The organism is Streptomyces sp. Y1, from assembly GCF_041053115.1.
Taxonomy (GTDB): Bacteria; Actinomycetota; Actinomycetes; order Streptomycetales; family Streptomycetaceae; genus Kitasatospora; species Kitasatospora rubellomurina.
Genome location: NZ_CP163445.1, coordinates 98,674 through 125,275 on the forward strand (window position 1 = coordinate 98,674; position 26,602 = coordinate 125,275).

The 26,602-nt window shown below is 77.5% G+C and carries 3 protein-coding genes; all 3 read right to left on the minus strand.

Features of this window, described 5'->3' with window-relative positions; all coding sequences use genetic code 11:
* Positions 1-6 precede the first annotated feature (6 nt).
* From AB2U05_RS00420 to AB2U05_RS00430, 3 genes are read right to left on the minus strand one after another with little or no spacing between them, the layout of a single operon-like run.
* Positions 7-4,911 carry a type I polyketide synthase gene (locus tag AB2U05_RS00420; RefSeq protein WP_369182050.1) on the minus strand — a complete coding sequence of 1,635 codons (4,905 nt, stop codon included), beginning with the start codon at positions 4,909-4,911 and terminating at the stop codon, positions 7-9.
* A 39-nt stretch (positions 4,912-4,950) separates the two neighbouring features.
* Positions 4,951-11,520: an SDR family NAD(P)-dependent oxidoreductase gene (locus tag AB2U05_RS00425; protein WP_369182051.1), complete on the minus strand. Its 6,570-nt coding sequence runs from the start codon at positions 11,518-11,520 to the stop codon at positions 4,951-4,953.
* Positions 11,521-11,579: 59 nt separating this feature from the next.
* The gene (locus AB2U05_RS00430; protein ID WP_369182052.1) at positions 11,580-26,549 is read right to left on the minus strand and encodes a type I polyketide synthase; all 14,970 of its coding nucleotides are present in this window, start codon (positions 26,547-26,549) and stop codon (positions 11,580-11,582) included.
* Positions 26,550-26,602: the final 53 nt, after the last annotated feature.

The window sequence follows — 26,602 nt, forward strand, 5'->3', positions numbered from 1 at the left end:
CGGCCGTCACGGCGACTCCAGTTCGTCGTCGAGGAGGCCGAAGAGCTCCGCGTCGCTCGTCGCGTCCAGGTCGTCGGCCGGTTCGGCCTCCGGGCCGTGGCCGGTGTGCCACTTCGCCAGCAGGGCGTTGAGGCGGTGGGTGATCCGGGTGCGGGCCGCGTCGTCGTCGGGGACGGCGGCGAGCGCGGCTTCCAGCCGGTCGAGTTCGGCGAGCCCGGGGAGCACGGCGGGGGTGTCGGCGAGGAGTTCGCCGCGCAGGTGGCGGGCCATCGCCGCCGGGGTCGGGTGGTCGAACACGAGCGTCGCGGGCAGCCGCAGCCCGGTGGCCGAGCCGAGCCGGTTGCGCAGTTCGACGCCGGTCAGCGAGTCGAAGCCGAGGTCCCGGAACGGGCGGGCGGGCGCCACCGCCCGTTCGTCGGGGTGGCCGAGCACGGCGGCGACGTGCGAGCGGACCAGTTCCAGCAGGATCCGGTCACGTTCGACCTCCGGCGCGCCGGCCAGGCGCCGGCGCAGGTCGGCGGGCGCGGCGGCGTCGGCGGCGGGGTCGCGCTCGGCGCTCTCGACGGCCTTGCGGGCCTCGGGGATCTCGTCCAGCAGCCGGCCGGTGCGCTCCGAGGCGAAGACGGCGGCGAACCGCTCCCAGCGCACGTCGATGACCACCGAGCGGGTCTCGTCGTGGGCGAGGGCGTCGCCGAGGGCCTCGGTGGCCAGGTCCGGGTCCATCTCGTGCAGGCCGTGCCGGCGGGCGCGTTCGCCGATGCCGTCGGCCGCCATGCCGCCGCCGGCCCAGGTGCCCCAGGCGATCGCGGTGGCGGGCAGCCCGTCGGCCCGGCGCTGCTCGGCCAGGGCCTCCAGGAAGGCGTTGCCGGGCGCGTAGTTGGCGAGGCCGGGGGCGCCGAAGGTGGCCGCGAAGGAGGAGAACACCACGAAGGCGGCCAGGTCCAGCCCGCGGGTGAGTTCGTGCAGGTGCAGGGCGCCGTGCGCCTTGACCCGGAGCACCCGGTCGACCTGCTCGGGGGTGAGCCGGTCGATCACCGCGTCGTCCAGGATCGCCGCGGTGTGCACCACGGCGGTCAGCGGCTGCTCGGCGGGGATGCCGGCGAGCAGGGCGGCGAGCGCGGCGCGGTCGGCGACGTCGCAGCGGGCGATCACCGTCTCGGCGCCGAGCGCGGTGAGTTCGGCGTGCAGTTCGGCGGCGCCGGGGGCGTCCGGGCCGCGCCGGCTGGCCAGCAGCAGCCGGGGGGCGCCGTTGCGGGCCAGCCAGCGGGCGGTCCGGGCGCCGAGGCCGCCGGTGCCGCCGGTGATCAGGACGGTGCCGGTGGGCGCCCAGGGGCGGGCCGGCGGGCGGCCGGCCAGCGGGGCGCGGACGATCCGGCGCAGGTGGACGCCGTCGGCGCGCACGGCGGTCTGGTCCTCGCCGCCCCGGTCCGCGCCCTCGGCCAGCACGGCGGCGAGCCGGCCCAGTTCGGCCGGGCCGCAGCCGGTGGCGGGCAGGTCCACCAGGCCGCCCCAGAGCTTGGGGTGCTCCATCGAGGCGACCTGGCCGAGCCCCCAGTAGAGGGCCTGGAACGGGTTGCCGAGCCGGTCGCCGGCACCGACCGTGACGCCGCCCCGGGTGGCGCACCAGAGCGGGGCGCCCAGGTCGGCGTCGCCGACCGCCTGGATCAGCGCGACGGTGGCCGGGAAGCCGGCGGGTACGGCCGGGTGGGCCGGGTGCGGGGCCTCGGCCAGGGCGAGCAGCGAGAGCACGCCCGCGACGGGGGCCCCGGCCTCGGCGGCGGCGGTGCGCAGCGCGTCGGCGAGGGCGGCGCGGTCCGCCGTGCTCGCGGTGTCCACGGCGAGGGCGGTGACGGCGGCGCCGCGGGCGGTCAGCTCGCGCTCGACGTCGGCGGTGGGCTCGCCGGTGGGCGCGACCAGCAGCCAGTGGCCGGTGAGCCGCGGCGCGGTGGCGGGATCGGCCCGGCGGCGCCAGGCGATCCGGTAGCGCCAGGAGTCGAGCTGGGCGCGTTCGCGGCGTTCGCGCCGCCAGGCGGCGAGGCCGGGGAGCACCGCGCGCCAGGCGTCGGGGGTGACGGTGGCCGGGAGCCCGGCCGGGTCGCCGTCCTCGACGGCCGCCCAGAACGCGGCCTCGGCCGGGTCGGCGGGCGCGGGTTCGTCCGCGCCGACCTCCAGCAGGTAGCGCCGGCGCTGGAAGGGGTAGGTGGGCAGGTCGACCGGCCGGCCGCCGCCGAGCGCGGCCCGCCAGTCCACCGGGGCGCCGTGTGTCCAGGCCTCGGCGAGGGAGTGCAGAAAACGCCCCGGGCCGCCTTCGTCGCGGCGCAGCGAGCCGATGGCGGCGGCGGTGGCACCGGCCTGGTCGACGGTCTCGCCGATCCCGACCGCGACGACGGGGTGCGGGCTCGCCTCGACGAAGACGCCGGTGCCGTGCCGCGCCAGGTGCTCGATCACGGGCGCGAAGCGGACGGGCTCGCGCAGGTTGGTGTACCAGTACGCGGCGTCCAGGGCGGTGGTGTCCAGCTCGCCGCCGGTGACGGTGGAGTGGAAGGGGATGTCGGCGGCGAGCGGGGTGATCCCGGCGAGCGCGGTGAGCAGCTCGTCGCGGATCGCCTCGACGTGGGCGCTGTGCGAGGCGTAGTCGACGTCGATGCGGCGCGCGCGTTCGTGCTCGTGCTCGGCGAGCAGCTGCTCCAGGGCGTCCGCGTCGCCCGAAACCACGGTGGAGGAGGGGCCGTTGAGCGCGGCGACGGAGATCCGGTCACCGTACGGCTCCAGCAGCGTCGCCACGTCGGCGGCGGGCAGCGGGAGGGAGACCATGCCGCCCTTGCCGGAGAGGGCGAGCAGGGCGCGGCTGCGCAGGGCGACGACGCGGGCGCCGTCCGCCAGTGTGAGCGCCCCGGCGACGCAGGCGGCGGCGATCTCGCCCTGCGAGTGGCCGACCACGGCCGCGGGTTCGACGCCGTGGGAGCGCCAGAGTGCGGCCAGCGCCACCATCACGGCCCACAGGGCGGGTTGGACGACGTCGACCTGGTCCAGGCCGGTGCCGGTGCGCAGCACCTCGGTCAGCGACCAGTCCGTGTGCGGCGCGAGCGCGGCCTCGCACTCCGCGATGCGCTCGGCGAACACGGGCGCGGTGTCGAGGAGTTCGGCGCCCATGCCGGCCCACTGGGAGCCCTGGCCGGGGAAGACGAAGGCGACCTTGCGGGCCGCGCCCGCCGTGCCGGTGACGAGGGCGGCGGAGGGCTGCCCGTCGGCGAGCGCGCGCAGGGCCCGCCGGGCGGCGCCGTGGTCGGCGGCGAGCACCACGGCGCGGTGGTCGAGCACGGCGCGGCCGGTGGCGAGCGACCGGGCGACGTCCACCGGCCGGGCCCGCGGGTCGAGTTCGGCGTCGGCGAGGCGGGCGGCCTGGGCGGCGAGGGCGGGTGCGGTCTTCGCCGAGAGGATCCACGGGACGGGGCCGGCCGGCCAGGGTTCCGCGGCGTCCGGCTGCTCGACGGCGGGTGCCTCCTCCAGGATCACGTGCGCGTTGGTGCCGCTGATCCCGAACGAGGAGACCGCGGCGCGGCGCGGCTGTTCGCCGCGCGGCCAGTCCCGACGTTCCGTCAGGAGCCTTACGGTGCCGGCCGACCAGTCGACCTCGGGGGTCGGCTCGTCGACGTGCAGGGTGCGCGGCAGCACGCCGTGCCGCAGCGCCTGCACCATCTTGATCACGCCGGCCACCCCGGCGGCGGCCTGGCTGTGCGCGAGGTTGGACTTGACCGAGCCGAGCCAGAGCGGGCGTTCGGCGGTGTGCGCCCGGCCGTAGGCGGCGATCAGGGCCTGGGCCTCGATCGGGTCGCCGAGCCGGGTGCCGGTGCCGTGCGCCTCGACGGCGTCGACCTGGTCGGCGGTCAGGCCGGCGTTGTCCAGCGCCGCCCGGATCACCCGTTCCTGGGCCCGGTCGTTGGGGGCGGTGAGCCCGTTGGAGGCGCCGTCCTGGTTGACCGCCGAGCCGCGGACCACGGCCAGCACCCGGTGCCCGTTGCGGCGGGCCTCGGAGAGCCGTTCGAGCAGCAGCACGCCGACGCCCTCGGACCAGCCGGCTCCGTCCGCGGCGGCGGCGAAGGACTTGCAGCGGCCGTCCGCGGCCAGCCCGCGCTGCCGGGAGAACTCGAGGAACGCGCCGGGGTTGGCCATCACCGTCACCCCGCCGGCCAGGGCCAGCGTGCACTCCCCCGCGCGCAGCGACTGGGCGGCCCAGTGCAGGGCGACCAGCGAGGAGGAGCAGGCGGTGTCGACGGTGACGGCCGGGCCGTGCAGGCCCAGCGCGTAGGCGACCCGGCCGGAGGCGATGCTCGCCATGTTCCCGGTGCCCAGGTAGCCCTCGACGCCCGCCGGGGGCCGGTTCAGCCGCACCAGGTAGCCGGAGGAGATGGCGCCGGCGAACACCCCGGTCGGGCTGCCGGCCAGCGAGGACGGGTCGATGCCGGCCCGCTCGACCGCCTCCCAGCAGGCTTCCAGCAGCAGCCGCTGCTGCGGGTCCATGACCAGGGCCTCGCGCGGGGAGATGCCGAAGAAGTCGGCGTCGAAGTCGAAGGCGTCGTGGACGAACCCGCCCTCGGTGGCGTAGCTCTTGCCGACCGCGTCCGGGTCCGGGTCGTACATCCCCTCGACGTCCCAGCCGCGGTCGGTGGGGAAGCCGCCGACCGCGTCGCGTTCGGCCAGGACGAGCCGCCACAGGTCCTCGGGCGAGGCGACCCCGCCGGGGTAGCGGCAGGCCATGCCGACGATCGCGATCGGCTCGTTCGTGCGCGCCTGCTCGGCCTGCAGGCGCTGCCTGGTCCGGCCGAGGTCGGCCGTCACGCGCTTGAGGTACTCGCGGAGCCTGTCCTCGTTGCTTGACACCGTGTTGCTTGACACCGTGTTGCTTGACATCGTCTGCACTCCCCGCACGGTCCCGCTGGATGGTCGGCGTCAGGAAGCGCCGAGTTGCCGGTCGATCAGCTCGAACATCTCGTCGTCGGTGGCCGCGTCGAGGGCCGCGTCGTCGATCACCCCGCCACCCTCGGCGCCTTCGCCGTCTCGGCGCCAGCTCCGGAGCAGCGCTTCGAGGCGCCGGCCGACCGCCGCCCGGGTCGGCTCGTCCGGCCGGCAGCCCGCCAGGGCGGCCTCCAGCCGGGCCAACTCGCCCAGGACGGCAGGGGCTTCGTCGGCCCCGGCGCCGATCTCGGCGTTCAGGTGCCGGGCCAGCTCGGCCGGGGTCGGGTGGCTGAAGACCAGGGTGGCCGGCAGCCGCAGGCCGCTCGCCGCGTTCAGCCGGTTGCGCAGTTCGACGGCGGTCAGCGAGTCGAAGCCGAGTTCGCGGAAGGCCCGGTCGGGTTCGACGGACTCCGGCGAGCCGTGGCCGAGCACCACCGCGACGTGGCCGCGCACCAGGTCGAGCAGCAGCTCCTCGCGGGCCGCCGCCGCCAGGCCGGCCAGCCGGCGGGCGAGCGTGCCGCCCGCGGCCTCGGCGCCCGCCCGGGCGGCCCGCCGGGCGGGGGCCCGGACCAGGCCGCGCAGCGGCGCGGGCAGGCCCGCCGCCTGGGCGCGCAGGGCGGCCAGGTCCAGCCGCATCGGCAGCAGGAACGGCTCGTCCCGGCCGAGCGCCGTGTCCAGCAGCGCCAGGCCCTGCTCGGTGCCGAGCGGCAGCAGGCCGAGCCTGGTCATCCGGCCGACCGCGCCCTGCCCGAGGTGGCCGGTCATGCCGCTGGCCCGCGCCCAGAAGCCCCAGCCGAGCGAGCCGGCGGGCAGGCCGCGGCTGCGCCGGTGCGCGGCCAGTGCGTCCAGGAAGGTGTTGGCGGCCGCGTAGTTGGCCTGGCCCGGGTTGCCGAGCGCGCCGGTCATCGAGGAGAACAGCACGAAGGCGGCCAGGTCGTGACTGGCCGTCAGTTCGTGCAGGTGGACGGCGGCGTCGGCCTTGGGGCGCAGGACCCGCGCCAGCCGGTCCGGGCCGAGCGAGGTGAGCACGCCGTCGTCGAGCACGCCGGCCGCGTGCACCACGGCGGTGAGCGGGCGGTCGGCCGGGACGGTGTCCAGCAGGGCGGCGAGCGCGGCACGGTCGGCGGCGTCGCAGGCGGCGACGGTCACCGTGGCGCCCAACGCGGTGAGTTCGGCTGCCAGTTCGGCCGCGCCCGGGGCCTCGGCGCCGCGCCGGCCGGCCAGCAGCAGGTGGCGGATGCCGTGCGCGGTGACCAGGTGGCGGGCCACGAGGGCGCCCAGCGTGCCGGTGCCGCCGGTGATCAGCGCGGTGCCGGCCGGGTCGAGCGGGCGCGGCACGGTGAGCACCAGCTTGCCGGTGTGCCGGGCCTGGCTCATGAACCGGAACGCCTCGGGCGCCCGCCGCACGTCCCAGCTGCGCAGCGGCAGCAGCCGCAGCGCGCCGTGCTCGACCAGGTCGACGACCTCGCGCAGGATCTCGCCGATCCGCTCGGGCGCCGGGTCCACGTGCGCCCGGTAGCGCACGTCCGGGTACTCCAGTTCGACCTGGTCGGGGTCGCGGACGTCGGTCTTGCCCAGCTCCAGGAACCGTCCGCCGCGCGGCAGCAGGCGCAGCGAGGCGTCCACGAACTCGCCGGCCAGCGAGTTGAGCACGACGTCCACGCCCGCGCCGCCGGTGGCGGCGAGGAAGGCCGGTTCGAAGGCGAGGGTGCGGGAGTCGGCGATCCGCCCGTCCGGGACGCCGAGGGCCCGCAGGGCGTCCCACTTGCCGGGGCTCGCCGTCGCGTACACCTCGGCGCCCAGGTGGCGGGCCACCTGCACGGCGGCCATGCCGACCCCGCCGGCCGCCGCGTGCACCAGCACGGCCTCGCCGGGCTCGGTGCGGGCGAGGTCCACCAGGCCGTACCAGGCGGTCAGGAAGACCACCGGGAGGGAGGCCGCTTCGGCGAAGCTCCAGCCGTCCGGGATCCGGACCAGGGTGCGCCGGTCGGCGACGGCGAGCGGGCCGAAGCCGCCCGGCACGATCCCGGTGACCCGGTCGCCGACCGCCAGGTCGGCCACCCCGGGGCCGAGTTCGACGACCACCCCGGCCGCCTCGCTGCCCATGCCGACCTGGCCGGGCACCATGCCGAGCCCGACCAGCACGTCACGGAAGTTGAGCCCGGCGGCCCGGACGGCGAGCCGCACCTGGCCGGGGGCGAGCGGCGCGGCGGCCTCGGGGTGGGGCAGCAGCGCGAGCGCGTCCAGGGTGCCGGGTTCGGCGGTGTCGAGCCGCCAGGCCGGCGAGCCGTCCGGCGGGGTGAGCAGCCCGCTCCGGTCGGCCCGGACCACCCGGGGCACCAGCACCTCCCCCCGGCGCAGCGCCAGTTGCGGCTCCCCGGAGGCGACGGCCCCGGAGACGGCCTCGGCGAGGCGGGCGGCGGAGTCGGGGCGGCCGTCGGTGTCGACCAGCACGAACCGGTCCGGCTCCTCGGCCTGCGCGGCGCGCAGCAGCCCCCAGGCGGGCGCGTGGGCGAGCGCCGTGACGTCCTCGCCGAGCGCGGTGCTGACGGCCCGTTCGGTGAGGACCACCAGGCGGGCGGCGGCGAGTTCGGCGGCGCCGAGCCAACCCTGGACGGCGGCGAGGACGGCGTCGGCGCAGGCGCGGGCGGCGGCGGGCAGCGGGCGGTCGGCGGGCGGCAGGGGCAGCGGCAGGACGACCACGTCCGGTACGGGCTCGCCCGCCGCCAGGGCCGCGCCGAGGGCGGCGAGGTCCGGGTAGCGGCGCGCGGCGGCCACGGCGGTCCCGCTGCCGAGCACGGCCCAGTGCTCGGTCGGCGCCGCGCCGCCGGTCGGCAGCGGCTGCCAGTCCATCCGGTACAGCGAGTCCCCGTTGCCCGGCGCCCGGTGTTCCGACACCGGGCGCAGCACCAGGGCGTCCACGGCGGCGACCGGGCCGCCCTCGGCGTCGGCGACCTGGAGGGTGACGGCGACGGCCGTCCCGTCCACCGGGTCGGCGGCCGGGGCGATCCGCACCCGGGCGCTGGTCGCGCCGACCGCGTCGACGCGGACGCCGGTCCAGGCGAACGGGAGCCGCACCCGGCCGACGTCCCGCACGGAGCCGGCCAGCCCGACCGCGTGCAGGGCGGCGTCGAGCAGCGCCGGGTGGACGCCGAAGCGCTCCGCCTCGCCGTGCTGCTCGGCCGGCAGGGCCACCTCGGCGAACACCTCGTCCCCGCGCCGCCAGGCCGCCCGCAGGCCCTGGAACGCCGGGCCGTAGCCGTACCCGGCGGCGGCCAGGCCCTCGTAGTAGCCGTCCAGGTCCACCGGTTCGGCGCCGGGCGGCGGCCACGCCGACAGGTCGAAGGGCTCGCCCCCCGGCTCGTTCACGAGCGTGCCCGTCGCGTGCCGCGTCCACGGGTCGTCCGCGGCGCCCGCGCCCGCGCCGCCGGGCCGGGAGTGCACGGACACCGTGCGCCGCCCGCCGTCGTCCGGGCCGCCGAGCCGGACCTGCACCTGCACCGCCTCGCCGGGCGGCAGCACCAGCGGCGCCTCCAGGGTCAGCTCCTCCAGCCCGGCCGCGCCCGCCTCCTGGCCGGCGCGCAGCGCCAGCTCGACGAAGGCCGTGCCGGGCAGCAGCACCGAGCCGGAGACCGCGTGATCGGCGAGCCAGGGGTGGGTGCGCAGCGCGAGGCGGCCGGTGAGCAGGTACTCGCCGCTGTCGGCGACGGCGATGCCGGCGGAGAGCAGCGGGTGGTCGGCGGCCGCGAGGCCGAGTCCGGCCGGGTCGCCGGGCGCGCCGACCGCGTGGTCCGGCCAGTAGCGCTCGCGCTGGAACGCGTAGGTCGGCAGGTCCACCGGCGCGCCCGCCGGGAACACCCGCGCCCAGTCGACGGCGGCGCCGTGCGTCCACGCCTCGGCGAGCGAGGCGGCGAACCGCTCGGGGCCGCCCTCCTCGCGGCGCAGGGTGCCGACGGCGGCCGCCCGCGCGCCGGCCTGCTCGATGCCCTCGCCGATGCCGACGGTCAGCACGGGGTGCGCGCTGGCCTCGACGAACAGGGCGAAGCCGTCGTCGAGCAGCCGGCGCACGACGGGAGCGAAGCGCACCGGCTCGCGCAGGTTGCGGTACCAGTAGGCGGCGTCGAGCGTGCGGGTGTCGATCGGCTCGCCCACCAGCGTGGAGTAGAACGGGACTTGAGCCGGGCGCGGAGTGACGCCGTGGAGGGCGGTCAGGATCTCCTCGCGGATCGCCTCCACGTGGGCGGAGTGCGAGGCGTAGTCGACGTCGATCCGACGCGCCCGCTCGTGCTCCGCCAGCAGCTGCTCCAGCACGTCCGCGTCACCCGAAACCACCGTCGACGAAGGCCCGTTGAGCGCGGCGATCGAGATCCGGCCGCCGTACGGCTCCAGCAGCCGCGCCACCTCCTCGGCGGGCAGCGGGAGCGACACCATGCCGCCCTCGCCGGACAGCGCCGGCAGCGCCCGGGCGCGCAGCGCGACGACCCGCGCGCCGTCCTCCAGCGACAGCGCCCCGGCCACACACGCCGCCGCGATCTCGCCCTGCGAGTGCCCGACCACGGCCGCCGGTTCGACACCGGCGGCGCGCCAGAGCGCCGCCAGTGCCACCATCACCGCCCACAGCACCGGCTGGACGACGTCCACCCGGTCCAAGTCCGCTCCACCGCGCAGGACTTCGGTCAGCGACCAGTCGACATGGGCCGAGAGCGCGGCCTCGCACTCCGCGATGCGCGCCGCGAACACCGGCGAGGCGTCCAGCAGTTCGGCCCCCATGCCGACCCACTGTGAGCCCTGCCCCGGGAAGACGAACACGGCGGAGGCGTCCGGCAGCGCCGTCCCCCGCAGCAGGCCCGCCGCGGGCTCGTCCGCCGCGAGGGCGCGCAGTCCGTGGACGGCCGTCGCCCGGTCGGCGGCGAGCAGCACGGCGCGGGTGGAGTGCCCGGTGCGGGTGGTCGCCAGCGAGCGGCCGAGCCGGGCCGGGTCGACGCCGTCCGGCTGCGCGGCGAGGAAGTCGGCCAGCCTGGCGGCCTGCCCGCGCAGGGCCGCGCCGCCGCGGCCGGAGAGCACCAGCGGGACCAGCGGCAGCGACACCGGCAGCGGCGGCGCGTCGGGCACCTCGGCCGGCCCGACCGCCTCGTCGGCCGCCTCGTCGGCCGCCCCGTCGACCGCCTCGGGCGCCGAGGGCGCCTCCTCGATGATCACGTGTGCGTTGGTGCCGCTCACCCCGAACGAGGACACCGCCGCCCGGCGCGGCTCCCCGCCCGGCGCCCAGTCCACCGGTTCGGTGAGCAGCGCGACCGCGCCGTCCGCCCAGTCGACCTTCGGCGTCGGCCGGTCCACGTGCAGGGTGGGCGGCAGCGTGCCGTTGCGCAGCGCCTGCACCATCTTGATCACCCCGGCGACGCCGGCGGCGGCCGCGCTGTGCCCGAAGTTCGACTTGATCGAGCCGAGTCGCAGCGGACGGCCGGCGGGCCGCTCCCGCCCGTACGTGGCGAGCAGGGCCTGGGCCTCGATCGGGTCGCCCAGCGTGGTACCGGTGCCGTGTGCCTCCACCGCGTCGACCTGGCCGGCCGTCAGCCCGGCGTTCGCCAGGGCCGCGCGGATCACCCGTTCCTGCGCCAGGTCGTTGGGCGCGGTCAGGCCGTTGGAGGCGCCGTCCTGGTTGATCGCCGAGCCGCGGATCACGGCGAGCACCCGGTGCCCGTGGCGCTGCGCGTCGCCGAGCCGTTCGACCAGCAGCATGCCGACGCCCTCGGCCCAGCCGGTGCCGTCCGCGGCGGCGGCGAAGGACTTGCACCGCCCGTCGACGGCGAGCCCGCGCTGGCGGGAGAACTCGATGAACGCGCCCGGCGCGGGCATCACCGAGACCCCGCCGGCCAGGGCCATCGCGCAGTCGCCGGAGCGCAGCGCCTGGATCGCCCAGTGGAGTGCCACCAGCGAGGAGGAGCAGGCGGTGTCGACGGTGACCGCCGGGCCCTCCAGGCCGAAGGTGTAGGAGACCCGGCCGGAGACCACGCTGGTCATGTTGCCGGTGCCCAGGTAGCCCTCGACGCCCTCGGGGACGGGGGTGAGGGTGGCCAGGTAATGGGAGGAGACCGCGCCGACGTAGACGCCGGTCCGGCTGCCGCGCAGCGCGGCCGGGTCGAGGCCGGCCCGCTCGAACACCTCCCAGGAGGTCTCCAGGACGAGCCGCTGCTGAGGGTCCATGGCCAGCGCCTCTCGCGGCGAGATGCCGAAGAACGCGGGGTCGAACTCGGCGGCGTCGCGCAGGAATCCGCCCTCGCGCACGTAGGACGTCCCCGGGTGGTCCGGGTCCGGGTGGTAGAGCGCGTCCAGGTCCCAGCCCCGGTCGGTGGGGAACGCGCCGACCGCGTCCACCCCCTCGGCCACCAGGCGCCACAGGTCCTCGGGCGAGGCGACCCCGCCGGGGTAGCGGCAGGCCATGCCCACGATCGCGATCGGCTCGCCGGCGGCCGCCTCCACGTCGTGCAGCCGCCGGCGCGTGCGGCTCAGGTCGGCCGTGACGCGCTTGAGGTATCCGAGGAGTTTCTCCTCCGTGTTCGCCATCGTCGGTTCTCCCGGGGGGCGTTGGGCGGGGACAGGGGCTGGAACGGCGCTGGGGTCGGTCATGACTCGCCCAACTGCTGGTCGATGAGCTCGAACATCTCCTCGGCGGTGATCTCGTCGAGCGCCTCGGCGTCCAGCACGGCGGCGCTCCCGCCGCCGGTGTCGGCCGGGCGCCCCCAGGTGCGCAGCAGGGCGTCGAGCCGGCGGGTGATCTCGGCCCGGCCGTCCGCCGAGGCGGCGGACAACTCAGCTTCCAGCCGGTCGAGTTCGCGGGCCGCCGGGACGGCGGGGGTGGCACTGGCGCCGCCGCTGTCGGCGACCCGGGCGCGCAGGTGGCGGGCGAGCGCGCCCGGGTTGGGGTGGCTGAACACCAGGGTGGCGGGCAGCCGCAGGCCGGTCGCGGCGCCGAGGCGATTGCGCAGGTCGACGGCGGTGAGCGAGTCGAAGCCGAGGTTCTTGAAGGCGAGGTCGCCCGCGATGCCGCCGGGTTCGTGGTGGCCGAGCACGGCGGCGACCTGGGTGCGGACCAGGTCGAGCAGGATCCGGTCCTGCTCCGCCTCGGACCGTCCGGCGAGCCGGCCGGCGAGGGCGGCCGCCCCGGTGGCGTCGCCCGCGTCGGCCGTCCGGCGCGCGGGCCTGGCGGGTGCGACGGCCCGCTGCACCGGCGCCGCCGCGAGCCGGTCGACGGTCACCGGCCGCAGCGCCAGCGCGCCGACGACGGCGACCGGCGCGCCGCTCGGGTCGGCGAGCAGCAGGCCGAGCGCGTCCGGCCCGGCCGGGGTGATCCGCACCCGTACCCGGGTCGCCCCGGCGGCGTGCACGGCCAGGTCGGCCCAGGCGAAGGGCAGCCGGACGGCGTCGTCGGCCTCGCCCGCCGCGCCGTGGCCGGTGGCGAACCCGGCCGCCTGAACCGCCCCGTCCAGCAGCAGGGGGTGCAGCACGTACCGGGCGGCATCGCGGCGCTGGTCGGCGGGCAGGGCCACCTCGGCGTACACCTCCGGGCCGCGCCGCCAGACGGCGTGCAGGGTCCGGAAGGCCGGTCCGTAGCCGTAGCCGGTCGCGGCGAGCGAGGGGTAGAAGCCGTCGAGCGGCACCGGCTCGGCGCCCTCCGGGGGCCAGGCGAGCAGGTCGGCGGCACCCGGTTCCCCGGACTGCTCGGCGGAGCCCGGCGCCAGCAGCCCGCTCGCGTGCCGGATCCACGGCGCCGCCGGGTCGCCGTCCGGGCGGGAGAACACCGCCAGCCCGCGCCGGCCCTCGGCGTCGGCCGGCTCCACGGAGACCTGGAGCTGCGCCGCGCCCCGCTCCGGCAGGGCCATCGGCGCCTCCAGCACCAGTTCGAGCAGCCGCCCGCACCCCACCTGGTCGCCGGCCCGCGCCGCGAGCTCGACCAGGGCGGCGCCGGGCAGCAGCGGCAGCCCGGCCACGGTGTGTTCCGCCAGCCACGGCCGGGTGCGCGGCGAGACCCGCCCGGTGAGCACGGCCCCGCCGGTGTCGGCGACCGCGACGGCGGCGCCGAGCAGCGGGTGGTCGGCCGGCTCCAGGCCGAGGCCGGCCGGGTCGCCGCCGCCCGGGTCCTGCGCGATCCAGAACCGCTGCCGCTGGAAGGCGTAGGTGGGCAGGTCCACGACCCGGCCCGGCGCGCCCGTGAGCACCCGCCGCCAGTCCACGGCCACCCCGCGCACGTGCGCCTCGGCGAGCGAGCGCAGGAACCGCGCCCAGCCGCCCTCGCCGCGCCGCAGCGTCCCGAGGGCGAGCGCGGACCCGCCGCCGTCCTCGATCGACGCCGCCAGCACGGGGTGCGCGCCGACTTCGACGAACACGTCGTGGCCCGTTACCAGCAGCCGTTCGGTGGCCGCGCCGAACCGCACCTCCTGGCGCAGGTTGGTGTACCAGTACGCGGCGTCCAGGGCCGCCGTGTCGATCGGCTCGCCGGTGACGGTGGAGTGGAACGGGACGTCGCCCGACTGCGGGGTGATCCCGGCGAGGAGGGTGAGCAGTTCGTCGCGGATCTGCTCGACGTGCGGGCCGTGCGAGGCGTAGTCCACGTCGATGCGGCGGGCCCGCTCGTGCTCGGCGAGCAGGTGCTGCAGGGCGTCCGCGTCGCCCGAAACCACCGTGGACGAGGGGCCGTTGAGCGCGGCGATCGAGATCCGGCCGCCGTACGGTTCGAGGAGCCGCGCCACCTCCTCGGCGGGCAGCGGGAAGGACACCATGCCGCCCTTGCCGGAGAGCGCCAGCAGGGCGCGGCTGCGCAGGGCGACGACCCGGGCACCGTCCTCCAGGGTCAGCGCCCCCGCCACGCAGGCGGCGGCGATCTCGCCCTGCGAGTGGCCCACCACGGCCGCCGGTTCGACGCCCGCCGACCGCCACAGCTCGGCCAGCGCCACCATCACCGCCCACAGCACCGGCTGCACGACGTCGACCCGGTCCAAGTCCGTTCCGCCGCGCAGGACTTCGGTGAGCGACCAGTCCACGTGCGGCGCCAGCGCGGTCTCGCACTCCGCGATGCGGGCGGCGAACACGGGTGCGGTGTCCAGCAGTTCGGCGCCCATCCCGGCCCACTGCGAGCCCTGCCCCGGGAAGACGAACACCACCCGGCGGTCGGCCCCGTCCGTGACCCCCCGGACGACGTCCGCCGCCTCGGTCCCCGCCGCGAGCGCGCGCAGCGCCTCCCGGGGGTCGGCGGCCAGCACCACCGCGCGGTGGTCCAGCACCGCCCGGGTGGTCGCCAGGGCGTGCGCCACGTCGGCGGCCGGAGCGCCCTCACCGAGGTGGTCGGCCAGCCGCGCGGCCTGGCCGCGCAGGCCCGGCTCGGTGCTGCCGGAGAGCAGCCACGGCAGCACCCCCGGGGCGGCAGTCGGTTCCTCGGCGGGCTCGGCGGGCTCGGCGGGCTCGGCGGGCTCGGCCTGTTCGAGGATCACGTGCGCGTTGGTGCCGCTCACCCCGAAGGCCGAGACCCCGGCCCGGCGCGGCCGGTCCAGCTCCGGCCAGTCGACCGGTTCGGTGAGCAGGGCGACCGCGCCCGTCGTCCAGTCCACCTGCCCGGTCGGCCGGTCCACGTGCAGGGTGCGCGGCAGCACGCCGTGCCGCAGCGCCTGCACCATCTTGATCACGCCCGCGACGCCGGCGGCGGCCGCGCTGTGGCCGAGGTTGGACTTGATCGAGCCCAGCCACAGCGGCCGGTCGGCGGGCCGGTTCCGGCCGTAGGTGGCGAGCAGGGCCTGGGCCTCGATCGGGTCGCCGAGCCGGGTGCCGGTGCCGTGCGCCTCCACCGCGTCGACCTGGTCCGCCGTCAGGCCCGCGTTGGCGAGCGCGGCGCGGATCACCCGGCGCTGCGAGGGGCCGTTGGGCGCGGTGAGCCCGTTGCTGGCACCGTCCTGGTTGACGGCCGAGCCGCGCAGCACGGCCAGTACCCGGTGGCCGTGGCGGCGGGCCTCGGAGAGCCGTTCGAGCAGCAGCACGCCCACGCCCTCGGACCACCCGGTGCCGTCCGCCGCGTCGGCGAAGGACTTGCACCGCCCGTCCGCCGCCAGCCCGCGCTGGCGGGAGAACTCGACGTAGCCGTTCGGCGTGGCCATCACGGCCACCCCGCCGGCCAGCGCCATCGTGCACTCGCCCGCGCGCAGCGACTGCGCGGCCAGGTGCAGCGCCACCAGCGAGGAGGAGCAGGCGGTGTCCACGGTGACCGCCGGGCCCTCCAGGCCGAACGCGTAGGAGAGCCGTCCGGACAGCACGCTGGCGACGGTGCCGGTCAGCGAGTAGCCCTCGACGCCCTCGGGCAGGCGCTGGACGCCGCCCAGGTAGCCGGAGGCTCCGGCGCCGACGAAGACGCCGGTGGGGGTGGCGCGCAGCGCGGCCGGGTCGAGGCCGGCCCGCTCCAGCGCCTCCCAGGCGGTCTCCAGCAGTAGCCGCTGCTGCGGGTCCATGGCGAGGGCCTCGCGCGGGGAGATGCCGAAGTGCGCCGGGTCGAACGCGGCGGCGTCGCGCAGGAATCCGCCCTCGCGGGTGTAGGAGGTGCCGGGGTGGTCCGGGTCGGGGTGGTAGAGCGCGTCCAGGTCCCAGCCCCGGTCGGTGGGGAACGCGCCGATCGCGTCGGCGCCGTCCGTCACCAACTGCCACAGGTCCTCGGGCGAGTCGACGCCGCCGGGGTAGCGGCAGGCCATGCCGACGATCGCGATCGGCTCGTCGGCGTCGGCAGGGGCGGGGGCGGGGGCGGGGTGTGCCGCCGGGTCCTCGCCGGTGCCGGCCGGATCGGCCGCCAGGTGGTGGGCGAGCGCGGCCGGGGTGGGGTGGTCGAAGACCAGGGTGGTGGGCAGCCCGATGCCGGTCTCGGCGGTGAGCCGGTCGCGCAGCTCGACGGCGGTCAGCGAGTCGAAGCCCAGGTCGGTGAACGGGCGGCCGGCGTCGATCCGCTCGGCCGTGCCGTGGCCGAGGACGGCCGCGACCTGGCGGCGCACCAGGTCGAGCACGGTGCGCTCCCGGTCCGCCGCCGGGAGGGCGGCCAGGCGGGCGGCGAAACCGGAGGCGGCGGGGGCGGGTGCGGCGGCCGCCTGCTCGCGGGCCTCGGGCAGGTCGGCGAAGAGCGGGCGCTGCCGGGCGACGCTGAACGCGGGCAGGAACCGGGACCAGTCCACGTCGGCGACGGTGACGGCGGTCTCGTCGTGCGCCAGGGCGAGCGCGAGGGCGGCCACGGCCGGCTCGGGTTCCATGGCGGTCAGCCCGCGCCGGGCCAGCTGCCGGTCGGCGCGCCCCTCGGTGGCCATGCCGGCCCGGGCCCACGGCCCCCAGGCGATCGAGGTCGCGACCGCTCCCCGGCTCCGGCGGGCGGCCGCCAGCGCGTCCAGATGGGCGTTGGCGGCGGCGTAGGCGCCCTGGCCGCCGCCACTGCCCCAGACGGCCGCGATCGACGAGAAGGTGACGAAGGCGTCGAGCGCGTCGTCGGGGAAGAGCCGGTCCAGGTGGTCGGCGCCGGCGGTCTTGGCGCCGACCACGGCCGCCAGTTCGGCGACGGTGGTGTCCGCGAGCGGGGTGCTCTGGCCGACGCCGGCCGCGTGGACGACGGCCCGGATCGGCTCGCCCGCATCCGCCAGCCGGGCGGCCAGGGCGGTCAGGCCCGGCCCGTCCGCCGTGTCGCAGGCGGCGACCGTGACCCGGACGCCGGTGGCGCGCAGTTCGGCGGCCAGCGCGTCGGCGCCGGGCGCGTCGGGGCCGCGACGGCTGGTCAGCACCAGGTGCCGCGCGCCCTCGCGGGCCAGCCAGCGGGCCACCTCCGCGCCGAGCGCGCCGATGCCGCCGGTGACCAGCACGGTGCCGCGCGGCGTCCAGCCGGGCGCCGACTTCTGCGCCGGCAGCGGCCCGGCGGACGGTGGGTCGGCGGGCAGCGGTGCGCGCAGCAGGCGGCGGGCGAAGCTGCCGGACTCGCGGACGGCCAGCTGGTCCTCGGCGGTCCCGCCACTGGCCCCCAGTGCCGCGCAGAGCCGGCCGAGCGCGCGTTCGCCGGGCTCGGCGGGCAGGTCGAGCAGGCCGCCCCACCGCTCGGGGTGCTCCAGCGCGACCACCCGGCCGAGGCCCCAGGTCTGCGCCTGGACGGGGCGCACCGGCGCGTCCGCCGCGCCGATCGCCACCGCACCGGCCGTGGCGCACCAGAGCGGGGCGGCGGTCCCGGCGTCGCCGAGCGCCTGCACCAGCGCCAGGTTCGCGGCGAGGCCGGCGGCCAGCTGCGGGTGGGTGGCGTGCGGGCGCTCGTCGAGGGCGAGCAGGGAGAGCACGCCGTTGAGGCCGTCGGCGGCCGCCTCGGCCAGCCGGGCGGCGAGGGTGTCGCGGTCGTCGGCGGCGGTGACGGTGAGCCGGCGGACCTCGGCGCCGTGGTCGGCGAGGGCGCGGGCGCAGGAGGCCGGGAGGGTGGCGTCCTCCGGGCCGACGACCAGCCAGGTTCCGGAGAGCGCGGGGCCGTCGTGGAGCTGGACGGGCTTCCAGACGACGCGGTAGCGCCAGCGGTCGGCGGTGCTGCGCTCGCGGCGCCGGCGGCGCCAGGTGGCGAGCGCGGGCAGCAGGTCGTGCAGCGCCTCGTGCCGGTCGTGCAGGGACAGGGCGTCGGTGAGGGCGCCGAGGTCCTGCTGCTCGACCGCCTCCCAGAACCGGGACTCCGCCGCGTCCGCCCGCTCGGCGCCCGCGCTGCGCGGGCGGCGGTTGGTGGAGTCCAGCCAGTAGCGCTGGTGGTCGAAGGCGTAGGTGGGCAGCTCGACGCGGCGGGCACCCGGGAACGCCCGGGTCCAGTCGACGGTGGCGCCGCTGACGTAGAGCCGGGCGACGGCGGACCAGAACGACTCCGCCTCCGGGCGGTCCCGGCGCAGGGCGGCGGCCGTCACCGGCTCGTCCAGCATCGCCACCAGCGCCTGGCCGCCGAGCTCCAGGAAGCGGACCACGCCGAGCTCGCGCAGGGTGGCGACGCCATCGGCGAAGCGGACGGCTTCGCGGGCCTGGCGCGTCCAGTACTCCGGCGCACAGGCCTGCTCGGCCGTCAGCAGGGCGCCGGTCACGTTCGAGACGACGGGCAGCCGTGGCGCGTTTAACTCCACGCCTTCCAGAACCTGCCGGAACCCGGCCAGCATCGGCTCGATCAGCGGCGAGTGGAAGGCGTGCGAGACCCGCAGACGCTTGCAGCGCACGCCCTCGACCTCCAGGTCCGCCACCAGCGCGTCCACGGCCGCTTCCTCACCGGAGAGCACCAGGGACCGCGGGCCGTTCAGGCTCGCAATCCCCACCCCCGACCGGCCCGCCAACCGCTCGACTGCCTCCGCCTCGGACAACCGCACCGCCACCATCACCCCACCGGACGGCAGCGCCTGCATCAGCCGACCACGCGCGGCCACCACCCGACAGGCGTCCTCCAACGACCACACACCCGCCACATACGCGGCCACCACCTCGCCCACCGAGTGGCCACCCACCGCGTCCACCTGGACACCCAGCCACTCCAGCAGCCGCCACAACCCGACCCCGACGGCGAACAACCCGGTCTGCGTGAAGACCGTCCGGTTGAGCTCGTCGCCGTCACCGAACACGACGTCCCGCAACGAGGTCCCCAACTCCCCGTCGAGCAGCGAGCACACCTCGTCGAAGGCCTCCCGGAACACCGGGAACGCCTCGTACAGTCCGCGCCCCATCCCCGGCCACTGCGCGCCCTGCCCCGAGAACAACACCCCGGTCTTCCCAGCGACGACCTGGCCGCCGGTCACCGCCCCCAGCCCCGCCAGCAGCTCGGCCCGCTCCGAACCGACCACCACCGCCCGCCGCTCGAACCCGGCGCCGATGGAAGCCAGCGACAACCCCACATCCGCCAGGTCGAGTTCACCCACCCACGACGCCAACCGCTCCGCCCGCGCCCGCAACGCGACCTCCGAGCGCGCCGACAGCACCCACGGCACCACCCCGGCATGGCCGCCGCCCGTCGCGGGGGCGACCTCCGGCGCCTGCTCCAGCACCACGTGCGCGTTCGTCCCGCTGATCCCGAACGAGGACACCGCCGACCGGCGCGGCCGCCCGGTCTCGGGCCAGGCCACCTCCTCCGCCAGCAGCGCCACCGCACCGGAGCCCCAGTCCACTTCCCGGCTCGGCTCGTCCACGTGCAGCGTGCGCGGCAGCACCCCGTGCCGCATCGCCATCACCATCTTGATCACACCCGCCACCCCCGCCGCCGCCTGCGCGTGCCCGAGGTTCGACTTCACCGACCCGAGCCACAGCGGAAGTTCACGGCCCTGCCCGTACGTCGCCAGCAGCGCCTGCGCCTCGATCGGATCGCCCAGCGCCGTCCCCGTCCCGTGCGCCTCCACCGCGTCCACCTGGCTGGGCGTCAGATCGGCCGCGGCCAGCGCCGCTTCGATCACCCGCTGCTGCGACGGACCGTTCGGCGCCGTCAACCCGTTCGACGCACCGTCCTGGTTCACCGCCGAACCCCGCACCACCGCCAGCACCCGATGACCGGCCCGCACCGCGTCCGACAACCGCTCCAGCAGCAGGACGCCCACGCCCTCGGCCGGGCCGAAGCCGTCCGCGTCGGCCGCGAAGGCCTTGCAGCGTCCATCGGCGGCCAGGCCGCGCTGGCGGCTGAACTCCACGAAGAGGCCGGGTGTCGGCATCACCGTCACGCCGCCCGCCAGGGCCAGGTCGCACTCCCCGGCACGCAGTGCCTGCGCAGCCAGGTGCAGGGCGACCAGGGAGGAGGAGCAGGCAGTGTCCACGGTGACGGCCGGGCCCTCCAGGCCGAAGGTGTAGGAGATCCGCCCGGAGATCACACTCCCTGATGTGCCGGTGCCGAGGTAGCCCTCGACCTCGGCCGGGGCGTCGTCCCAGGTGCCGCCGTAGCCCGAGCTGGTGGCGCCCGCGAAGACGCCGGTCCGGCTGCCGCGCAGCGCCGTCGGCTCGAGGCCGGCCCGCTCGAACGCCTCCCAGGAGGTCTCCAGCAGCAGCCGCTGCTGCGGATCCATCGCCAGCGCCTCGCGCGGCGAGATGCCGAAGAAGTCCGCGTCGAAGCCGGCCGCGTCCGCCAGGAAGCCGCCCGCCCGGGTGTACGTCGTCCCGGGCCGCACTCCGTCCGCGTCGTACAGCTCCCCCAGGTCCCAGCCGCGGTCGTCCGGCAGGTCGCCGATCGCGTCCACGCCGCCCGCGACCAGCTCCCACAGTTCCTCCGGTGAGGACACCCCGCCCGGGTAGCGGCAGGCCATGCCCACGATCACCACCGGATCGTCGGCCGCCACGGCGGACGGGCGCGGAGCCTCGGTCTGTCGGGCGGTGGCGCCGGTCAGTTCGGCGAGCAGGTGGCGGGTCAGGGCGAGCGGGTTCGGGTGGTCGAAGACCAGCGTGGCGGGCAGCCGGAGGCCGGTGGCGGCGCCGATCCGGTTGCGCAGTTCGACGGCGGTCAGCGAGTCGAACCCGAGGTCGCGGAAGGCGCGGGCCGGCTCGACCGCGTCGGGGGCGGCGTGTCCGAGCACGGTGGCGGTGTGGCCGCGGACCAGGTCGAGCAGCAGTTCCTCCCGTTCCGCCGCGCCGCGTTCGGCGAGCTCGCGGGCGAGCGCCGAGCCGCCGGCCCGGTCGTCGCCGGCGGCGGCGCGCCGCGCGGCTGTCCGGACGAACCCGCGCAGCAGGCCGGGGACCTCGGCGCCGCGCGCCCGTGCGCGCAGGGCGGGCAGGTCGAGCCGGATCGGCAGCAGCAGTGGCTGGTCGAGCCCGATCGCCGCGTCCAGGAGTGCCAGGCCGTGCTCGGCGGTGAACGGCAGTACGCCGCCGCGCCGCATCCGGGCGAGGTCGTCCTCCGCCAGGTGGGCGGTCATGCCGCTGGCCGGCTCCCAGTGGCCCCAGGCCAGCGAGTGGCCCGGCAGTCCGCCGGCGTGCCGGTGGGCGGCGAGCGCGTCCAGGAAGGCGTTGGCCGCCGCGTAGTTGCCCTGTCCGGTGCCGCCGAGGACGCCGGCTCCGGAGGAGAACAGCACGAAGAACGCCAGATCCTGACTTTTCGTCAGTTCGTGCAGGTGGAGCGCCGCGTCGGCCTTGGGCCGCAGCACGGCCGACAGCCGCTCGGGCGTCAGCGAGGTGATCGTCCCGTCGTCGAGCACCCCGGCCGCGTGCACCACGCCCGTCAGCCGGCGCCCCGCCAGGACGGCCGCCAGCGCGTCCCGGTCCGCCGCGTCGCACCGGGCGACCGTCACCGTGGCGCCCAACTCCTCCAGCTCCGCGACCAGTTCGGTCGCGCCCGGGGCGGCCTCGCCCTGCCGGCTCAGCAGCAGCAGCTCGCGCACGCCGTGGGCCGTCACCAGGTGCCGGGCCACCAGCCCGCCGAGCGTGCCGGTGCCGCCGGTGATCAGCACGGTGCCCGCCGGGTCGGGGGTGCGCGGCACGGTGAGGACGAGCTTGCCGGTGTGCCGGGCCTGGCTCATGTGCCGGAAGGCCTCGGGGGCGCGCCGGACGTCCCAGGTGCGCAGCGGGGCATGGGTGAGTACGCCCCGCTCGAACAGGTCGACGGTCTCGGCGAGCAGCCGGCCCACCCGCTCGGGCCCGGCCTCGATCAGGTCGAACGCGCGGTAGCGGACGCCGGGGAACTCCAGGTCGACCTGGTCGGGGTCGCGGACGTCGGCCTTGCCCATCTCGACGAAGCGGCCGCCGCGCGGCAGCAGGCGCAGCGAGGCGTCCACGAACTCGCCGGCCAGCGCGTCGAGCACGACGTCCACGCCCGCGCCGCCGGTGGCGGCGAGGAAGGCGGGTTCGAAGTCGAGGGTGCGGGAGTCGGCGATCCGCTCGTCCGGGACCCCGAGGGCCCGCAGGGCGTCCCACTTGCCGGGGCTCGCCGTCGCGTAGACCTCCGCGCCCAGGTGGCGGGCCAGTTGGACGGCGGCCATGCCGACGCCGCCGGCCGCCGCGTGCACCAGGACGGACTCGCCCGGGCGCAGCGCGGCGAGATCGTCGAGGGCGTACCGGGCGGTCAGGTGGACGACCGGGACGGCTGCGGCCTGGGCGAAGGACCAGCCGGCCGGGATCCGGGCCAGCATCCGCGCGTCGGCCACGCCGATCGGGCCGAACGCGTCGGGGACGATGCCCAGCACCCGGTCGCCGACCGCGAAGCGCGTGACGTCGGGGGCGAGTTCGGTGATGACGCCGGCGGCCTCGGTGCCGAGGGTCACCTCGCCGGGGTACATCCCGAGGGCGCCGAGCACGTCCTTGAAGTTGAGGCCGGCGGCGCGGACGGCGATGCGGACCTGGCCGGGGGCGAGCGGGGCGAGGGACCGCGGGGCGGGCAGCAGGGCCAGGCCGTCCAGCGTGCCCGGGCCGCTGCTGTCGAGGCGCCAGGCGGGCCCGGCGGGCGGGGTGAGGGCGGCGTCGGCGGCCCGGGCCAGCCGGGGGGCGAGGGCGGCGCCGTCGCGCAGGGCGAGCTGGGGTTCGCCGGTGGCCAGCGCGGCGGCCAGGTCAGCCGGTAGGGGTGCGGCGGGTGCGGCGGCCGGGTCGAGGTCCAGCAGCTGGAAGCGGCCCGGGTGCTCCGCCTGCGCGGACCGCAGCAGGCCCCAGCCGGCGGCGTGCGCGAGGTCGGTCACGTCCTCGCCGGGCCGGGTGGCGACGGCGCCCCGGGTGAGGACGGCGAGCCGGGCCGCCGGGTGCCGCTCGTCAGCGAGCCAGCGCTGGGCGAGGTCCAGCAGCCGGGCGGTGGCCGTGTGGGCGTCGGCGGCCCGGGCCGCCGGGAGCAGGACCAGTTCGGTGTCGGCGGGCAGCTCGGCGAGGTCCCGGTGGCCGGGCAGGCCCAGGGCGGCGGCGAGGCCGTCGTGGTCCTCGCCGAGCACGGCCCAGCGGGTGACGGGCCCCGGCGCGGTCGGGACGGGTGTCCAGTCGATCCGGTACAGGTCGTCGGGGCCGGCCGGGGCGCCGGCCGGCCCGGCGGCGGCCAGCGGGCGGGAGAGCAGCGAGTCGGCGTGGGCGACGGGTCGGCCGGTCGGGTCGGCGACGGCGATGCTCACCGCGTCCGGGCCGGCCGGGGCGAGGTGCACGCGCAGCGCGGGCGCGCCGGTGGCGAGGAGCGTCACCCCGCTCCAGCAGAACGGCAGCCGCAGGCCGTCCGGCGGCTCCGGGACGCCGGTCTCCGGGGCGCCGGTCTCCGGGGCGCCGGCGGCCAGGCCGTGCAGGGCGGCGTCGAGCAGGGCGGGGTGCAGGCCGAAGCGGCGGGCGTCGGCGCGGGCCGGCTCGGGCAGGGCGACCTCGGCGAACACCTCGGCGCCGCGCCGCCAGACGGCGCGCAGGCCCTGGAACGCGGGTCCGTAGCCGTAGCCGGTTTCGGCCAGGCGGGCGTAGAAGCCGTCGAGGTCGACGGGTTCGGCGCCGGCGGGCGGCCAGTCGGCGAGGTCGAACGCGGGCACGCTGCCGCCCGCGGCCGTGACGGTGGCGCTGGCGTGCCGGGCCCAGGCGTCGGGGTCGGCGCTCTCGGTGCGGGAGTGGACGGTGAGCGAGCCGCGACCGTCCGGGCCGGGCGCGCCGACCCGCACCTGCAGCAGCACCGCCTCGCGCTCGGTGAGCACCAGCGGCGCCTCCAGGGTGAGTTCCTCCAGGTGGCCGCAGCCGACCTCGTCCCCGGCGCGGATCGCCAGTTCCACGAAGGCGGTGCCCGGCAGCAGGACGGTCCCGGCCACCGCGTGGTCGGCCAGCCACGGGTGGGTGCGCAGGGAGAGGCGGCCGGTGAGCACCAGGCCGTCGCCGCCGGCCAGCCGGGTGACCGCGCCGAGCAGCGGGTGCCCGGCGGCGGCGAGCCCGAGCCCGGCCGCGTCCCCGGCCGTGGCGCCGCCGCCCGCCAGCCAGTAGCGGCGGCGCTGGAAGGCGTAGGTGGGGAGTTGGACGGTCCGGGCGTCGGCCGGGAAGGCGCGCCGCCAGTCCACGGGGACGCCGTGCGTCCAGGCCTCGGCGAGCGCGCGGGTGAACTGCTCGGTCCCGCCCTCGTCGCGGCGCAGGGTGCCCAGGGCGACGGCGCTCGCACCGGCGCGCTCGATGCACTCGCCGACCCCGACGACGAGCACCGGGTGCGCGCTGATCTCGACGAACGCCCCGAGGCCCTGCTCCAGCAGGCCGGTGACGGCCTCGGCGAAGCGCACCGGCTGCCGCAGGTTGGTGTACCAGTACGCGGCGTCCAGGGCGGCGGTGTCGATCGGCGCGCCGGTCACGGTGGAGTGGAAGGGGATGTCGCTCGATTGCGGGGTGATCCCGCTCAGCGCGCCGAGCAGTTCCTCCCGGATCGCCTCGACGTGCGGGCCGTGCGAGGCGTAGTCCACGTCGATCCGACGCGCCCGCTCGCGCCCGGCGACCAGCTGCTCCAACGCGTCCGCATCGCCCGAAACCACCGTGGACGAAGGCCCGTTGAGCGCGGCGACGGAGATCCGGCCCTCGTACGGTTGCAGGAGCTTCGCCACCTCCTCGGCGGGCAGCGGGAGCGAGATCATCCCGCCCTTGCCGGAGAGTGCCAGCAGGGCGCGGCTGCGCAGGGCGACGACCCGGGCGCCGTCCGCCAGCGACAGCGCCCCGGCGACGCAGGCGGCGGCGATCTCGCCCTGCGAGTGGCCGACCACGGCCGCCGGTTCGACGCCGAAGGACCGCCACAGCTCGGCCAGCGCCACCATCACGCCCCACAGCACCGGCTGCACCACATCGACCCGGTCCAAGTCGGCGCCGCTGCGCAGGACTTCGGTGAGCGACCAGTCCACGTACGGCGCGAGCGCCGCCTCGCACTCCGCGATGCGCGCCGCGAACACCGGTGCGGTGTCGAGGAGTTCGGCGCCCATGCCGACCCACTGCGAGCCCTGCCCGGGGAAGACGAAGACCGCCTCCGCCCGTCCGGTCGCCGTGCCGCGCACCACCTGCGGTGACGGCTCGCCCTCGGCGAGCCGGCGCAGGGCGGCCGGCGGGTCGGCGGCCAGCACGACCGCGCGGTGCTTCAGGGCGGCCCGGGTGGTGGCCAGTGACCGGCCCACGTCGGCCGGTGAGGCCCCGGGGTCGAGGGCGGCGGCGAGCCGGGCGGCCTGGGCGGCGAGGGCGGGCGCGGTCCGGCCGGAGAGCACCCATGGCAGCACCGGCCAACTCGCGTCGCCGGGCCCGGCCGTGGGATCCGCCGGTGGCTCGGCGAGGGGCGCCTCCTCCAGGATCAGATGCGCGTTGGTGCCGCTGATCCCGAAGGAGGAGACGCCCGCCCGACGCGGCTGCTCGCCCTCCGGCCGCCAGGCCGCCGCCTCGGTGAGCAGCGCGACGGCGCCCGAGGACCAGTCGACGTGCGGGGAGGCGTTCCGGGCGTGCAGGGTCGCCGGGAGCACCCCGTGCCGGAGCGCCAGCACCGTCTTGATCACCCCGGCGGCCCCGGCCGCGGCCTGGGTGTGGCCGAGGTTGGACTTGACCGAGCCGAGCCGCAACGGCCGGTCGGCGGGCCGGTCCCGGCCGTACGCGGCGAGCAGCGCCTGGGCCTCGATCGGGTCGCCCAGGGCCGTGCCGGTGCCGTGCGCCTCCACCGCGTCGATCTGGTCGGCCGTCAGCCCGGCGTTGGCCAGCGCCGCCTCGATGACCCGCTGCTGGGCGGGCCCGTTCGGCGCGGTCAGGCCGTTGGAGGCGCCGTCCTGGTTGACCGCCGAGCCGCGCACCACCGCGAGCACCGGGTGCCCGTGGCGCCGCGCGTCGGACAGACGCTCGACCAGCAGCATCGCCACGCCCTCGGACATCCCCATGCCGTCGGCCTCGGCGGCGAACGCCTTGCACCGGCCGTCCCGGGCCAGGCCGCGCTGCCGGCTGAACTCGACGAAGCCGGTGGGGCTGGCCATCACGGTCGCACCGCCGGCCAGCGCCAGCGTGCACTCGCCCGCGCGCAGCGCCTGGACGGCCAGGTGCAGGGCGACCAGCGAGGAGGAGCAGGCGGTGTCGACGGTGACGGCCGGGCCCTCCAGACCGAAGGTGTAGGCGATCCGGCCGGAGAGCACGCTCGCCGCGTTGCCCGTGCCCAGGTAGCCCTCGACGTCCTCGGGCGCGCCCTGGACGGCCCAGATGTAGTCCAGCTGGTTCGTTCCGACGAAGGTGCCGGTGCGGCTGCCCTTGACCGAGGCGGGGTCGAGCCCGGCCCGCTCGAAGACCTCCCAGGTGGTCTCCAGCAGCAGCCGCTGCTGCGGGTCCATGGCCAGCGCCTCGCGCGGCGAGATGCCGAACAGCTCGGCGTCGAACTCGCCCGCGTCGTGCAGGAATCCGCCGTGGCGGGTGTGCGAGGTGCCGGGCTGCTCGGCGTCCGCGTCGAACAGTCGGCCCAGGTCCCAGCCCCGGTCGGTCGGGAACCCGGAGATCGCGTCGCCGCCCGCCGCCAGCAGCTCCCACAGCCGCTCGGGCGAGTCCACCCCGCCGGGGAAGCGGCAGGCCATGCCGACCACGGCCACCGGCTCCTGGCCGGCTGCCTCCACCTCGCGCAGGCGCCGGCGGGTCCTGGCCAGGTCGGCCGTGACCCACTTGAGGTAGTCGCGCAGCGACTCTTCCTTCGCCATCTTCAACTCCCGTGCCGGAACGGCGGAACGACGGAACGACGGAACGACCGGGT

Excerpts from the sequence above, each read along its gene's own strand:
- AB2U05_RS00420 (WP_369182050.1), bottom strand. The coding sequence starts at position 4,911 with ATGTCAAGCAACACGGTGTCAAGCAACACGGTGTCAAGCAACGAGGAC.
- AB2U05_RS00425 (WP_369182051.1), bottom strand. The coding sequence starts at position 11,520 with ATGGCGAACACGGAGGAGAAACTCCTCGGATACCTCAAGCGCGTCACG.
- AB2U05_RS00430 (WP_369182052.1), bottom strand. The coding sequence starts at position 26,549 with ATGGCGAAGGAAGAGTCGCTGCGCGACTACCTCAAGTGGGTCACGGCC.